Origin of the sequence: Merdibacter massiliensis (genome assembly GCF_900155395.1) — a bacterium.
Classification (GTDB): Bacteria; Bacillota_I; Bacilli_A; order Erysipelotrichales; family Erysipelotrichaceae; genus Merdibacter; species Merdibacter massiliensis.
The window spans coordinates 270,949-283,418 of sequence record NZ_LT699726.1 but is presented as its reverse complement, the minus strand read 5'-3'; the positions used below and the strand labels follow the sequence as shown (position 1 = coordinate 283,418).

Annotated in this window: 13 protein-coding genes; 1 reads left to right on the top strand and 12 read right to left on the bottom strand. The window is 49.5% G+C overall.

Annotated features, from left to right (window positions below; genetic code table 11):
• Window positions 1-757, bottom strand: a 757-nt coding sequence (locus BQ9859_RS07950) for a recombinase family protein (RefSeq protein ID WP_161941289.1), incomplete at its 3' end; no start/stop codon positions are given.
• A 225-nt stretch (window positions 758-982) separates the two neighbouring features.
• Here BQ9859_RS07950 and BQ9859_RS07945 point away from each other — a divergent pair.
• The gene (locus tag BQ9859_RS07945) at window positions 983-1,183 is read left to right on the top strand and encodes a hypothetical protein (protein WP_002596235.1); all 201 of its coding nucleotides are present in this window, start codon (window positions 983-985) and stop codon (window positions 1,181-1,183) included.
• 64 nt (window positions 1,184-1,247) lie between these two features.
• Here the strand turns inward: BQ9859_RS07945 and BQ9859_RS07940 are convergent, their stop codons facing one another.
• The 11 genes from BQ9859_RS07940 to BQ9859_RS07880 form a co-directional block, all read right to left on the bottom strand.
• Complete coding sequence (locus BQ9859_RS07940; RefSeq protein WP_002596234.1) at window positions 1,248-1,442, bottom strand: transposon-encoded TnpW family protein; 195 nt, start codon at window positions 1,440-1,442, stop codon at window positions 1,248-1,250.
• A 14-nt stretch (window positions 1,443-1,456) separates the two neighbouring features.
• Window positions 1,457-2,299 carry an ATP-binding protein gene (locus BQ9859_RS07935; protein WP_002596233.1) on the bottom strand — a complete coding sequence of 281 codons (843 nt, stop codon included), beginning with the start codon at window positions 2,297-2,299 and terminating at the stop codon, window positions 1,457-1,459.
• The gene (locus BQ9859_RS07930; RefSeq protein WP_242956034.1) at window positions 2,296-2,973 is read right to left on the bottom strand and encodes a replication initiator protein A; all 678 of its coding nucleotides are present in this window, start codon (window positions 2,971-2,973) and stop codon (window positions 2,296-2,298) included. Before BQ9859_RS07930 ends, BQ9859_RS07935 begins: the two co-directional genes overlap by 4 nt.
• A gap of 188 nt (window positions 2,974-3,161) precedes the next feature.
• Window positions 3,162-3,527: a cysteine-rich VLP domain-containing protein gene (locus BQ9859_RS07925; protein ID WP_425386754.1), complete on the bottom strand. Its 366-nt coding sequence runs from the start codon at window positions 3,525-3,527 to the stop codon at window positions 3,162-3,164.
• Window positions 3,528-3,537: 10 nt separating this feature from the next.
• Window positions 3,538-5,163, bottom strand: coding sequence for a relaxase/mobilization nuclease domain-containing protein (locus tag BQ9859_RS07920; RefSeq protein WP_002596230.1), 1,626 nt, complete (start codon window positions 5,161-5,163; stop codon window positions 3,538-3,540).
• Window positions 5,135-5,533: a plasmid mobilization protein gene (locus tag BQ9859_RS07915; RefSeq protein WP_002596229.1), complete on the bottom strand. Its 399-nt coding sequence runs from the start codon at window positions 5,531-5,533 to the stop codon at window positions 5,135-5,137. Before BQ9859_RS07915 ends, BQ9859_RS07920 begins: the two co-directional genes overlap by 29 nt.
• Before the next feature lie 498 nt (window positions 5,534-6,031).
• Window positions 6,032-6,244 (bottom strand): helix-turn-helix domain-containing protein, encoded by a 213-nt coding sequence (locus tag BQ9859_RS07905; protein ID WP_002586615.1) that lies wholly within the window; start codon window positions 6,242-6,244, stop codon window positions 6,032-6,034.
• Window positions 6,237-6,659, bottom strand: a complete 423-nt coding sequence (locus BQ9859_RS07900; protein WP_002586616.1) for a sigma-70 RNA polymerase sigma factor region 4 domain-containing protein — start codon at window positions 6,657-6,659, stop codon at window positions 6,237-6,239. The genes BQ9859_RS07905 and BQ9859_RS07900 overlap by 8 nt, the downstream gene beginning before the upstream one ends.
• Before the next feature lie 171 nt (window positions 6,660-6,830).
• Entirely contained in the window at window positions 6,831-7,598 is a 768-nt protein-coding gene (locus BQ9859_RS07890) for a class I SAM-dependent methyltransferase (RefSeq protein WP_075877656.1), read from the bottom strand.
• 50 nt (window positions 7,599-7,648) lie between these two features.
• Window positions 7,649-9,568 carry a tetracycline resistance ribosomal protection protein Tet(W) gene (tet(W), locus tag BQ9859_RS07885; RefSeq protein WP_075877655.1) on the bottom strand — a complete coding sequence of 640 codons (1,920 nt, stop codon included), beginning with the start codon at window positions 9,566-9,568 and terminating at the stop codon, window positions 7,649-7,651.
• Between the two features lie 620 nt (window positions 9,569-10,188).
• Window positions 10,189-12,264, bottom strand: a complete 2,076-nt coding sequence (locus tag BQ9859_RS07880; protein WP_202613464.1) for an excinuclease ABC subunit UvrA — start codon at window positions 12,262-12,264, stop codon at window positions 10,189-10,191.
• Window positions 12,265-12,470 lie beyond the last annotated feature (206 nt).

Sequence of the window (12,470 nt, the reverse complement as noted above, 5' to 3'; positions counted from 1 at the left end):
ACTCTCGGTTTTCGAGGATATGAACGACGGTGTTGGTCGCCCATTTGCACTCATAGCCTGGGTGATAACGGCGGGTGCTGCCTGTCCGCTGATATTCCAGCGTCCCCGGCGTGGGGATTTGCTGCTCCGTCAGCATACGGGCAATCTTGGTCGGGCCGTTCCCGGCAAGGCAAAGCTGGTAAATCTGCTGCACCACCGGGGCGGCTTCCTCGTCTATAATAAAATTCTCGTCCTCGTCCATCACATAGCCGTAAACCGGCTTGCTGGTAACAGGCTTGCCGCTCATGCCTTTTGACTTTTTCACTGCCTTGATTTTCTTGCTCGTATCTCTCACCAGCCATTCATTGAACAGATTTCGCAGCGGGGTAAAATCGTTGTCCATGCCCTCGCTGGCACTGTCCACATTATCGTTGACAGCGATAAAACGCACACCCTTTTGAGGGAACAGCATTTCCGTGTAAAACCCTACCTGCAAGTAGTTTCGCCCTAACCGGCTCATGTCCTTGACGATGACCGTACCCACTTTCCCGGCTTCAATGTCCGCAAGCATGGCTTGAAATCCGGGCCGCTGGAAGTTCGCGCCGGAAAAACCGTCGTCGGTGTACCAGCGCAGATTGGTAAAGCCGTTCTGTTTTGCGTAGGTTTCGAGTATCCTTTTTTGGTTCGATATGGAATTACTCTCGCCTTGCAATTCATCCTCGTGGGACAATCTCGGATAAAGGGCGGTAATGAGGTTTTGGGTGGCTTGTCTTAACATAAAATCCTCCGTTTCCGACAGCCAGCCCCACTATTCCGTGGTTTCATTGTACCACGGAACGGCGGGGGCTGTACAGCGGCAAAAGCGTTAAATTTGCTTCTTTACAGCTTTTCAATTTTCCGATTTTTATGGTATGGGTTGTCGTCCCATATTTGCAGTAGAAAAGTTCATAACTCCGTGGTATACTCTGATTTAACAAAAAAATCAGAAGTTAAAGGAGAAAACATGAAGTATACAATAGATGAATTAACCGCGGCCAAAAGGCAAATTGATTCAACTCTGCACAAGCTAAGAGAAACAGTAAAAACATTTGAATCAAAGGATAATTCCGAGCGTTATAAATCACAAATCACATTGGCAAAGAGAAGAATAAAAGCCTTTGAAATTGCAAATTATTTTATAGAGAATGAGATTAAGAATTGCTAAAGCACTTCCGATTTTCGTTCCAGCGGTCATGCTCCCTGGCATGGCCGCTTTTCCATGCCCCGGTTCACGCCGGATAAGTCGGCTCCTGTGTAGCAGCGGCTTCCGCTTCCAGTACCCGCGCCATTTTGTCGGCGGCTGTGGTTGTGGTGTCTTTCTTGAAATAGCCGGACACGACAAGGACGGAATTGCCCATGCGGATTTCCGTCACACAGTCAGGGCGGCGGGTGGTGCGGGTGTCGTGCTGCTTGTTATCTGCCATAGGCAATACTCCTTTCAGTCGGTAATCAGTTTCTTCATGCTCTCCATTTTCCGCTTGGCGGTTTCCTGCCGGAAGTTGTCGCCGGTAAAGCGTACCGGGACGCACATGGAAAGCAGGCGGTCATAAATCCGGGAATGGGCGGTGTCCTCCGGGTTGTGCAGGTCGTCCAGCGTAAGGTTGGTCGTGACGATCAGCGGCTTGCCGCTGCGGTAACGGCTGTCAATCACATTGAACACCTGTTCCAGCCCGTATTCCGTCCCGCGTTCCATGCCGAAGTCGTCAAGGATCAGCAGCGGATAACGACAAAGGCGGGAAATGTACTCGTTGCGCCCCTCAAAGCTGGCGGCAAGGTCATTGAGGATAAGAGCAAAGTTCGTCATGCGGACGGGGATTTCTTTCTCCATGAGGGCGTTTGCGATACAGCCTGCAAGGTAGCTTTTGCCGGTGCCTACGCCGCCCCAGAACAGGCAGCCGATATTGTCTGTCCGCATATCTTCCCAATGCTCCACATACCGGCGGGCAAGCCCGGTCTGCGGGTTCCTGCCGTTGTCGTTCTCGAAAGTCCAGTCCCGCATGGTGGGGTCGGTAAAGCCCCGGCGTTTCAGTTCTTCCACGGTGTCAAGGTGTCTGCGCCGCTTTTCGGCGGCTTCCCGTTCCTCGCGGGCGGTTCTCTGGCAGTCGCACTCTGCCGGGTGGCGGTCGCGCCCGAAGATAGCGGCCTTATCCGGCGCAAAATAGGCTTCTTTCGGCTTGCGGCACTTGCCGCAGTACAGTAAACCGTCCTCGCCGGTGTAGTCCTCCGGCTCCGGGATGGTGGTCGTCATATTCTCCAAAACCGCGTTGATTTCATTCTTCATAAACTCTCGCCCTCCTTGCATGAGTAGTCTGGTATGCCCTTTTTAGGGGCTTCCTTTTTGTCGTTCCCCGCCCATATCCGCAGGGCGGCGGCATAGTTCTGGTAGCTTTTCCCGTTGGCGGCAAGGTAGCGGCTCATTTCCTCGATGAACCGTTCCAGCCTGTCAGGGTACTCTGCCTGCAACTCGTCGTATTCGGTCTGTGACAGAAAAATATTTCCATATCGGCCATAGGGCGCGGACGGCCCCCCACTCACTCCCTTTGTTTGGCTCTCTGTAAGGTTGTTTATAGTAGTTTGGTTAGGGGACGGTTTTCCGACCATCATAAGGTCGGTTTTCTGACCATCAGTAGGACGGTTTTCCGGCTCTATGAGGGGCGGACTTCCGGCCATCAGTTGGTCTGAAAACTGTACCTGTGGCACTGGCGGTACTTTGACATAAAGCCGGTTCGGTGCGGAGAAGCCGCCCCGTTCCCGTTCCAACAGCCCCGCCGTGTCCAGTTCATTAAGCGCCCCCTTGATGGTGGTGCTGCCTTTATCCAGTATTTCTGCTATCTCCGCGATGGGATAGATAATATAAATCCTGCCCTCGTCGTCCAGCCACTTGTTTTTCTGGGAGAGGGTGGAACGGTCTAACAGCAGCGAATACAGCAGCTTGGCGGTCTGTGAAATCTCCATTTCAGCAGGAAACGGGGATACGGCAGATAGGCGGGCAGCCGCGTGTCTGCCCTGATATAATCAGCGATAGGATCACCTCCCTGTGTTCGGGTTGATTTTGGCGTATTGTCACGCATTAAAACGCCGTTTCCGGGGGAAAAGGATAAATGTATCGCGTACCCTTTGACACCCACGAAAAAAGCCTTGATTTATGCGGGTTTGAAAGGCTCTAAAGCGTGACATCTCTGCCTTTGTTTCCGCTTTCTCTCGGCGGCTTTGATTTTCTTCATGCGCCCGGCGCAGTCGGGGCAGTATTTTCCCCGGTTGGATTTGGGGACAAAGGCCGCCCCGCAGACGGCACACCGTTTCCGGCTTCCCCGGCACAAGAGGGCTGCGGCCAGCTCCCCGTCAAGGGGCAGGACAGCCACACGGAACCAGTGGCACATGAGGGAAAAGGAAATGCTCTGGACGCACACGCAAGGCTCCCCGTCGTCCAATAGCAGGCAGTTCCCCTCATCGTAGTTACAGCACTCATGTACCAGCCGCCGCGCCCGCCGGTGCTGGCGGTAGTCCATGTGGGGCAGGTTATCGCTCATGGCTCTGCTCCTTTCTGCGGTGCGGCTCGTCCCGGCGCAAAATCTGGTCGATGTTCCGCTTGACGGTCTGCAACTCCTTGAACCGCTGTTTCTGTTCGTGATAGGTGTTATACAGGCCGTCTTTCTCGGAGATAAGCTGCTCGATCTCGGCCTGCAACGCTTTCCGGGCGGGCAGCTTGGTAATGCCATGCGCCTTGAAATACCGGGCTGCTGCGTCGGCTATGATAAAATCGCTCTCATGGGCCTGCCGGTATGCGGCGCGGGCTTTCTCGGATTTCTGTGCCCGCAGCCCGTCGCGGGCGGCCTTGGTCTGGGCGTAGGCCAACACCTGCCGCTGCAACTTCTTTTTCCCTTGCAGCTTCGTTTCCAGTGCTTTCAGTTCGCCGCTGGTCTGGCGCATTTTCTGATAGGCGGTGTCAACGGCGGCTTCTAACTGCTCCGGGGAAGTAAAGCCGTATTGCTGGTAGACGGACAGCGTTTTGGCGGCCTGCTTCAGATTGTGTATCTTCGCCCAGCGTTCATAGCCCCGGCCTTTGCCCTCGGCCATTTTCTGCTCAATGTCCACAAGCCGCTGCACTCCGTCCTGTTTCGGGGCGGCTATCTCGGCTCTGGCAACCTGCAAGCGGTCTTTTATGGTGCGTGGGGGATCGGGGGATCTGGCTGGCGCTTCGGCTGCTCTGGCGGCGTTTTGCTCTAAAACGGCAAAGACAGCGGCGCGGTCAAAATCGTCGCCCAGCTTCCGGGCGGTAATTGGCTTTGTCCTGTCCGGCGTGAGGTAGGAAAGCCGCCCCCGGCTCTCCTTGACGGTCACACCCTCCTGCAGCAACAGAGAGGAAAACTCGTCAAAGCTGGCGGCGGTGGCAAGGGCTTTCCGTAGGGTCTGCCGCAGCTTCTCCTTGTTCGTTTCAAACTTGGTCTGCCGGGGCGTGATACTATCGGCAATCATGGGGGCGTTCTGCTTGTCCAGCGCGGCCTGTCCCTTTTTCTGCGCCCAATACTCCCGGTCGGTGACGCGGTTCTTGCTGCCGTTCAAGAGGTCGATTTGATAAAGCCCCTCCCGGTGGCACATCTCCATGACTTCGGATTTGAAGTAGCGCAGGGCAGCGTCGGTACATCGGTGCTTGCAGCCGACTTTCGTATCGGCCGGCCTGTCCATGTAGGGCAGGAACGGCACTTCCTCAATCCGCAGGCTGTTTATGACGATATGCACATGAATGTTGCCGCTGTGGTTATGCCCGTCCGGGTGGGTGCAGACAAGGGCCTGGTGGCCGGGAAAATGCTCTTTACAGAATTGTTCCCCCAACGCCTGCGCCCGGTCTACGGTCAGGCCGTTGTCCGGCCCGTCCCGCGGGTCAAAGCTGATGATGTAGTGGTGGCTTTTCACATCTTCCCGCCGCTGGTTTTTCTGATAGCGGAGATTGGCCCGCATACACGCAACGGCAAAATCCTCCCCGTCGCAGTTCAGCGTGGACAGCCGGTAGTCCTCGCGGGGGATAAGCCTGCCGGTTTCATCAAGGACGGGCTTCATGGTAAACTCGTCATGCTCAAAGAGAAGATATTGCTCGGCGGCTCCGTAGTCGGCGTTTTTAGAGTTGATATGCTTGAGTGTTGCCAACCGCGTCACCTACTTTCTTGAGGACTTCATACTTGAGGACGGCAAGGTCGGATATGGCGGCGCGTACCTCGCCGGAAAGGGTGTTGTAGGGTACGCCGTATTCGTTCAGATACCGGGCAATCTGATTGAGGTTGCCGCCGATCCTGCCGTACTCGGCTGTCAGCTTCCCGACAGCGGAAAGCAACTCGTCATTGACCGACGACACATGGACAACCGGGCGTATGGTCGCCCGCCGTATCGCCTGCCGGAGAAATTCGGACTGGCTGATACCATAGGGCGCAAGCCGCGCTGTGAAGTCGGCATACTCATCTTCGGACAGCCGGGTTTTCACAACGCGGCTGCGGTGGGGCGTGTTGTATTTCTTTCGCATGGTGTGACCTCCTTTCTCGCCCGTAAGGGCGCATGAGCAGGGTTTGGGGAAGGCACTCCCCAACAAGTTTCCCGCGAGGGGCAAAACTGCAGAATTGCGGATTTTGGCACCGTGGTAGAAACTTGCTCTCCGTGACTGCAAACTTTCTCTCACTTCCGTCCGCCACTTTTTTGGAAAACTGCAACCACAAAAGTTTGTTTCTCTTTTTCTGCTACTACTAATCCTGTAAAGGGCATTCCTGCCCGCTTTCGCTAAAATGACACCGGACGCAGTGGTTTCTACCCGGTGTTGGAGAAATCCTTTCTCTTTGCCCTCTACTACGGGTAAATGCTCCAAATGCCAAACACCAGGGCAGAAAAATTCCCTCCTCGCTTACTACTACAACCGGCAGGGGGGCAAAATGGCCGGGAGCGGAGCCGGACAACAAAAAAAGCAGTAAATCTTTTTCAAGACTTACTGCTTTCGCTGGCCGCGTCGGTGGCGGCTGGTATTCAGTTTTTATGACTTGTCCGGTGGTTCGTCAAGCCGGAACTTGAATTGACAGTCAATTAACCGCTGCTTTACATAGTCCTCCACCTCGGCGTTGACCTGCCCGTTCACTTTTGAGAAATAGCGGATATATCCGGCGTAGTGGAGCAGGACAGCGTTCACGGCTTCTGGGTCGCCCTCACGGGCTTTGAGGATTGTTTCATAGGGGAGAAGTCTACTCATACCGGCTCACCCCCATTTCTTCGCGTAGCCGCTGCAAGGCAAGCTGGATATGCCGCCCCGCTGTGCTGCGTGACCGGCCAATACACGCGCCGATCACGCGCTGCGGCTGGCGCAGAAAGTAATAGCGCAGGATTTCTTCCCGCGTCTGCTCCGGCAAAACAGAGATCGCGTCGGCAAGGGCGGCGTTGCAGAGCAGGACGGTCTGACCGCAGACGGTAAATGGGTATTCCTCGTCCGGCTCCGACGCGGCAAACTGGACAAACTTCTCGTTCATCAGATAGTCAAGGGAAACTTGCCGTTCCCATTGCCGTTTAAGCTTCAAAATCTTGTCCAAGGCGGCACAGCGGATAACAGTCTTGCAAAAGGCGTTGTACCTGCGCTGGATATATTCTTGATAGGCTATCTGGTCGGTCATGGAAATTCCCCTTTCTGAATAATAGTGCGGGGCGGTGGCACTTCTTGCTGTCGCCCCTTGATTGCCTACCAGCAAAGGCGGGCGGGGCTGTCAACGGCTGCGCATATGCGCCGTTCATCTTGACCGTTGACTGGCTCGGCTGGGTTTGCTATTTACCCGACAAACTTGAATTTATTTTAAGCTATCACGTTTTACCTTCTTAAGCCTTACTATCATTACCATAGGAATTTCTTTGTTGGTTTTAAAACATTCTTCATAAAATCCATCAATGACAAATCCAGCTCTAAAACAAAGGTTAAAAATATCTTGTATGGAACGATGATAATAAATCTGCTCTTTCGGTTGCCCTTCAATCGCTATATCATAGTAACTGTGCGGTGTCATATATTTTTCAGTCAACGTGACAAAACAAGGGTGTTGCGTTGCAAAGACAAAAATTCCGCTTTCCTGCAACAGTTCATAAACAGCCATAAGAAGTGGTTCAATATCCGTAATATCCATAATTGCCATATTAGAAACTGCTTTCGTAAAGGCTCGATTTCTTTTTAATTCTAATATACTTTTTCTATCGGTCGCATCCGCCACACAAAATTCAATTTGTTTTGCATATTGTGATTGCCGTCTTTTAGCCAATTCTATCATTTTTTTGCTGTAATCAAAAGCGACAACCGAAGCGCCTCTTTGTGCAAGATACGAAGAATAATTTCCATTGCCACACGCAATATCCAAAATGTAATCCGCAGGATTAGGAGATAGAAGTTCCGTTACTTTGGGACGCACTACCTCTCTGTGAAATTCATTAGATTCGTCACCCATTGCATTATCCCAAAATTGTGCGTTCTCCTCCCAGATTTTTTTACTTTCCTCTGTTCCCATGTTCTCTCCCACTCCCCAAATTTTCTTTTTTGCTTCCATTAAATCTTCCTTACTATATTCCATTGTTACCCTCCATAACTTCTGATTGTTGCCGTCTTGACGATTATGTATCTTTACATTACCTTCTGAAACATATGGCGCACCTTGTCCAGGCGGCTGTTTGGACGGCGGGGCTGGATGACCGGCTGACCGACAGCGGCCTGATATCCTTTCAGCTCTGTAAGGCATACGCTCCGCCCGTTGGTGTAAAAGGCCAGATCAGTACGGTATGCCTGTATACAGCGGGCGGGAATCTCGCCAGTAAAGACAACTTCATCCTTTTTTACCTGGGCCGTTTCGATGGTGGCACAGTATTTCGGTGCATCATGATAAGCCCTGGAAAGGTATTCCTGGGGCGCATAGAGGATGAAGGAGAGATAAGGTTCCAGCAGCTGCGTCCCCGATTCCTTCAATGCCTGTTCCAATACAATCGGGGCCAATGAGCGGAAGTCCGCCGGCGTGCTGACCGGACTGTAATAAAGCCCGTATTCAAAGCAAATCTTACAGTCCGTTACGTTCCAGCCGAACAAGCCCTGCTCCAGCCCGTAACGGATACCATCCCTGACAGCGTTTTGAAAACTCTGGTTCAAGTATCCCAGCGAAACCCGGCTCTCGTATTGTACACCGGAGCCAAGCGAGAGTGGTGTAACAGACAGTCCTATGGATGCCCAAAACGGGTTGGGCGGCACCTCGATATGGATGGTGTGGCTGGCTGCTTTGAGCGGCCGCTCCATATAAATGACGGAGGGTTCCTTTACCACTGTTTCAAGCTTGTATTTTTCCGACAGCAAAGCGGAAACAACCTCCAACTGCACCCGGCCCAAAAAAGAAAGAATGATCTCATGGGTGATGGAATCCACCTCGCAGCGCAAAAGCGGGTCAGTATCCGCAAGTTGCGTAAGAGCGTCCAGCAGCCGTTCTCTTTGCGCTGCCGTTTTCGGCGCAATCGACGTCCGCAGCATGGGGAGGGGGTCCTCACGCCACCTTTTACGAGGGAGCCGGGTTGGGTCCCCTAATACATCGTTTAACCTCACGCTGTCGCTGGGAAGGATAACAATTTCACCCGGATAAGCGGTGTCTGTCCGAACAATTTCCCCTTTGGATGGAATACGCATCTCTGTGATTTTCAGCTTTTCTCTCCCGGCCAGGGCCACCGTATCCCGCAGGCGCAGCGTTCCGCTGTATAGCCGTAGATAGACACGCCGCTGGCCGCAATCTGTATACTCCACCTTGAAAACGCTGCCGCATAGGGCGGCGCTCCCCTGTTCCCCAATCGGTTGGAACAGCCCTGTCACCGCATCCATCAACGGTTGAATGCCAAGGCCCTTTTTGGCGCTGCCATAATAGACCGGGAACAGGGAGGCGTCTTGAACCCGCCGCTGTTCCTCCCGCACAAGTTTTTCCCGGCTGATTGGTTCTCCTGCGATATACTTTTCCAATAATTTATCGTTATTTTCGATGACCGCATCCCATGCTTCTATGTCGGTATTTTCCTCCAGGACTATTTCCGGGGACAGCGACACCGTCTGCTTGATGATAATATCGGCGGAGAGCTTATCCCGAACAGACTGAACCACGCTCTGCAAATCAACGCCAGCCTGGTCGATCTTGTTGATAAAGATAACGGTGGGAATGTTCATTTTCCGCAGGGCATGGAACAGAATACGGGTCTGGGCCTGCACGCCATCTTTAGCGGAGATCACCAAGATGGCCCCATCTAAAACAGCCAAAGAGCGGTACACCTCCGCCAAAAAATCCATGTGGCCGGGCGTATCCACAATGTTGACTTTACATCTGTGCCACTGGAAGGAAGTGACTGCCGCTTGAATGGTAATCCCACGCTGCCGCTCCAAAAACATGGTGTCCGTCCTCGTTGTCCCTTTTTCGACGCTCCCCGGTTCTGAAATGGCTCCGCTGGCATATAGCAGGCTCTCCGTCAAGGTCGTCTTTCCAGCGTCTACATGGGCAAGAATTCCAATATTGATTATTTTCATGTGATTGTCCTCCCTTTACTGCCCCGAAGGGCATAAAAATCCCCAGCAGTAAAATACTTTTACCACTGGGGATGATAATTTGCGGACATACACATATACAGCATACACCTGTTTGTGAGTGCTGTTTTTGGGGATATGTCAAAATTGATAAGGCAAAAGTATTCTTAAATTGGGTACAAAAAACTAAGCCCCTACAAAAGGGACTATCATAATCCTTTGTTCCCACTATTTGATTATAGTTTTATTTAAGAATACCTTGCCGCATATTTTTTACTCCTTTTCTGGACTTGAATTATTATATCACATCAGTTTTAGGAAAACAAGTATCTAAAAGAAATTTTTCTTCCCCTTATATGTAACAATCATACCGGCTTCCTAACGTTCAGAATGGTTTCTACTGTCTGCTGCGGTGTTTGGTTGGAATTGTCCAGCCAAAAGCCGATCCGTGGTGTTGTCTGCATTTTACTAAATACAAATTCAATGTATACAGAAAGAAATATATAAGGAGTGGGAGGGATTCCGCCGTAGTCGGCATTGTAGGAAAATCCAAAAGTTTAGATTTTCTCAAAATGCTTATCTTTTGGTCTTTGGTTCGGAATAGTGTAGTGCTGGCGGTCTATCTATTGTTTTCGGTTGCTTGCTTCTTTACCGTACATGAGCATTAATTGCGGTAATGTAATTTGATTACCCTTCCTATCCGTATAGTGAATTTCTTCTGCTTTTTTGCCGTAACGAGTTCCGTGACAAACAGGACAAGGAATATCTACATCTGGCAAAAACTGCACGTCCAGCCGTATTTCACCAGTTCCATCACAATTAACACAACGTAAAGATCCTGTATTATAAGAAAAAGCACTTGCTTTCAAACCATTTTCCTTTGCCTCTTTTGTTTTCGCAAATAATTTACGTATTTCATCATGAATATTTACATAAGTCGCCACTGTCGATCTTACATTAATTCCAATAGGCGAAGCATCAATGAGCTTTACTTTCTGAATACCTGCTGTTTCCAATTGTAAGACATGAGAAGGTGCTTTTTTTCCATTAAATGCAGCTTCTAATGCTGGAACTAAACTTTCCAGGATCATCGTCGTCTTACCCGATCCAGAAACACCACTTACTGCACTCAGTTTTCCTTTAGGAAATTTTACTGTTAAAGGCTGTACTGTATGAATTTTATTCATTGACAGAGTGAGTGTGCCCTCTGCAAACAATGCAGAGGAAGCTTTCTTTAATATATCCGTTCTTTTCTTCAAAAAAGGAGCAATCAGAGAATTTGCATCATTTTGAATCTCTTCGATCGTACCTTGTGCGATCACTGAACCACCATCTGCTCCAGCCTTTGGTCCCATTTCAATCATCCAGTCTGCCTGTTTTAAGACTTCTGTTTCATGATCTACTAATACAACTGAATTGCCATCTTTTACTAAATCACGCATTACATTGGTCAATCCAATGATATTTGATGGATGCAGCCCGATACTTGGTTCATCTAGCACATAGAGAACACCGCTTGTGCGATTACGTACTGCTCTTGCAAGCTGCATTCTTTGTCTTTCGCCGGTAGATAACGTAGCTGTACTTCGATCTAATGATAAATATCCTAATCCAAGCTGTAATAATCTTTCTGCATTTGTTAAAAAAGAACTGCAAATACTTTCCGCCATTGGACGCATTTCCTTTGGCAGTGTAGATGGCACCTGTTTTACCCAAACTGTTAATCGATCTAATGGAAAACGACACACCTCATCTAAAGCATATCCATTGATTCTTGGCATTCTTGCTTTTTCTGATAAACGGCTTCCATGACAATGTGGATATTCTTCTTCTTTTAGAAACTTTTCCACACGTTTCATGCCTTTTTCATCCTTTACTTTTGCTAATGCATTTTCAACTGTATATACAGCATTATAATAAGTAAAATCCATTTCTGCTGCTTGATTTGAATTTTTTGCCTTGTACAAGATATGTTGTTTTACTGCTGGGCCATGATAGACAATTTCTTTTTCTGTATCTGTCAATTTATTGAAAGGAATATTGGTACGTACGCCCATTTCACGACATACATCGACCATTAAAGACCACATCAATGAATTCCAAGGAGCTACCGCCCCTTCTTCAATTGTTTTTGTTTCATCTGGTACTAATGTTGCGAAATCTACACTGCGAATGATCCCTGTTCCACCACAATGAGTACATGCTCCTTGGCTATTAAATGATAGTTCTTCAGCTGATGGTGCATAAAAAGAAGTATGACACACAGGACAAACGATTTCTTTTCCAGCAGCAATCGCCAGAGTAGGTGAAACCCTATGTCCATTCGGGCATACATGCGATGCTAATCGTGAAAACATCAAACGCAGGCTATTCAATAATTCTGTGCCGGTCCCAAAGGTCGAACGTATATTTCCTAGTCCCGGGCGTTGCCGCAACGCAAGAGCTGCTGGAATATAAGACAGTTCATCTACTTGTGCTTTAGCTGCACTTGTCATCCTTCGTCTGGTATAAGTAGATAAAGAGTCTAGATAACGTCTAGATCCTTCTGCATAAAGAACACCTAAAGCTAAAGAAGATTTTCCTGAACCTGATACGCCTGCTATTGCCACAATTTTGTGTAAAGGTATATCGATATCAATATTCTTTAAATTATGAACTTTTGCTCCTCTTACAATAATTTTATCTGGCATCTGCGACATGTATTTCCCTCCTGGTATATTGTAAAAGACTCATCTAATAGTCACTACAATATACCTTTTCCTTTCTATCAACCTTTTATAACCGTAGGTTGAAGACGGTAAGTTTCATTTGTAGAATATTGAAATATGTGAATGTGGATTTGTATTCCTCCTTGTGGCTTTGACTACTTTCGAAAGGTTCTTACCACGCCTTATTCCAAAATAAT